We start from the raw sequence: 1,752 nt of genomic DNA on the forward strand, positions 1-1,752 counted from the left end.
CCCCGAGGAGACCCCGTGACCAATCCCCTACCCGCAGACTGGACGCCCGCCCCCGCCGGGTACAAGCACGTCGTGAGCGTCTCCATCGGCAGCAGCAAGCGCAACGCGCGCGAACAGACCGAGGTGCTCGGCCAGAAGTTCGTCCTCGAACGCATCGGCACCAACGGCGACATGCGGCGCGCGGGCGAGCTGCTCGCCACGCTCGACGGGAAGGTGGACGCCTTCGGTCTCGGGGGCACCGACCTCTACATCGTCGCGGGCGAGCGGCGCTACACCTTCCGCGACATCGCGAAGCTCGCGGCGAACGCCCGCGTCACGCCCATCCTCGACGGCAGCGGCCTCAAGCACACCCTGGAGCGCGAGGCCGTACGTCTGCTGGAGCCCGTGGTGCACTGGCGCTCGCGCAAGACCCTGATGGTGAGCGCCGTGGACCGCTTCGGCATGGCCGAGGCGCTCGCGGAGGCGGGCGCGGACCTCGTGTTCGGCGACGTGGTGTTCAGCCTCGGCATGAACGTGCCGCTGCGCTCCATCCGTTCGCTGCGGCGCACCGCGCACACGCTGCTGCCCGTCCTGACGAAGCTGCCCTTCCAGTGGTTCTACCCCACCGGGGAGAAGCAGGAGAAGTCCGTGCAGGGGCCCGGCACGCGCTACTACGACTGGGCGGACGTGCTCGCCGGGGACTTCCTGTACATCCGCCGCTACGCGCCCGCGCGGCTCGACGGCAAGACGATCCTCACGAACACCACCACGCCCTCCGACGTCGAGTGGGCCCGCGCGGCGGGCGCGGCGCGTCTCGTCACCACCACCCCCCGCATCGGCGGCCGCACCTTCGGCACGAACGTCATGGAGGCCTTCTTCGTGGCGCTCGCGGGTCAGGGCCGACCGCTGACGGAGAGCGAGTACCTGGGGTACATTCATCAGGTGGGCTTCAAGCCCGAAATCATGGACCTGCAGGGCGACCCGGCCAGCGCCGGGACCGCCCGCGTCGAAACAACCGGAGGAAGTGCATGATCAGCGTCACGGAACTGCGCAACGGAACGAAAGTCGAGATGGACGGCGGCCTGTGGGAGTGCCTGGAGTACTCCCACCTCAAGATGGGACGCGGCGGCGCGAAGGTCGTCACGAAGTTCCGCAACATGGAGTCGGGCGCCATCGTCGACCGCACCTTCAACAGCGGCGAGAAGCTGCAGGACATCTACGTGGAGGGCAAGCCGATGCAGTTCCTCTACAAGGACGGCGACGACTTCATCTTCATGGACATGGAAACCTACGACCAGCTGAGCCTGCCGCCCGTGCTGGCCGGTGACGCCGCCAAGTTCCTCAAGGAGAACATGGAGGTCGAGGTGCAGATGTTCCGCGAGAAGCCCCTCAAGATCACCCTGCCCAACCAGGTGATCCTCACCATCACCATGACCGACCCCGGCGTGCGCGGCGACACCGTCTCGGGCGGCACCAAGCCCGCCACGCTGGAGACGGGCGCGGTCGTGCAGGTGCCCCTCTTCGTCGAGCAGGGCACGAACGTCCGTGTGGACACCCGCACCGGCGAGTACCTGGGGCGCGCGTAATGAACCCCGAGGACCTCGCGAAGATCCTCGAAGCCCTCACGGCCGCCGACGTCCGCGAGTTCAGCCTCCGCAAGGAGGGCGAGTACGACCTCAGCATCAAGCGTGGGGCGGAGGTCGTGCACGTCGCGCCCACCGTGATGGCGGCCCCGCAGGTGGCGGCGCCCGCGCCCGTCGCGGCGGCGCCCAC

The 1,752-nt window shown here is 68.8% G+C and carries 2 protein-coding genes and 1 pseudogene; all 3 read left to right on the forward strand.

Annotation, left to right across the window (positions count from 1 at the left end; translation table 11 throughout):
- The first annotated feature begins 15 nt into the window (after nt 1-15).
- Entirely contained in the window at nt 16-1,011 is a 996-nt protein-coding gene (locus DEIPI_RS30170) for a hypothetical protein (protein ID WP_045234086.1), read from the forward strand.
- Nucleotides 1,008-1,565: an elongation factor P gene (efp, locus tag DEIPI_RS0110640; protein ID WP_027481774.1), complete on the forward strand. Its 558-nt coding sequence runs from the start codon at nt 1,008-1,010 to the stop codon at nt 1,563-1,565. The genes DEIPI_RS30170 and efp overlap by 4 nt, the downstream gene beginning before the upstream one ends.
- A pseudogene (locus DEIPI_RS39475) lies at nt 1,565-1,752 on the forward strand (acetyl-CoA carboxylase biotin carboxyl carrier protein); the annotation flags it as partial. The gene efp and the pseudogene DEIPI_RS39475, both read left to right, overlap by 1 nt.

The organism is Deinococcus pimensis DSM 21231 (assembly GCF_000519345.1).
Classification (GTDB): domain Bacteria; phylum Deinococcota; class Deinococci; order Deinococcales; family Deinococcaceae; genus Deinococcus_A; species Deinococcus_A pimensis.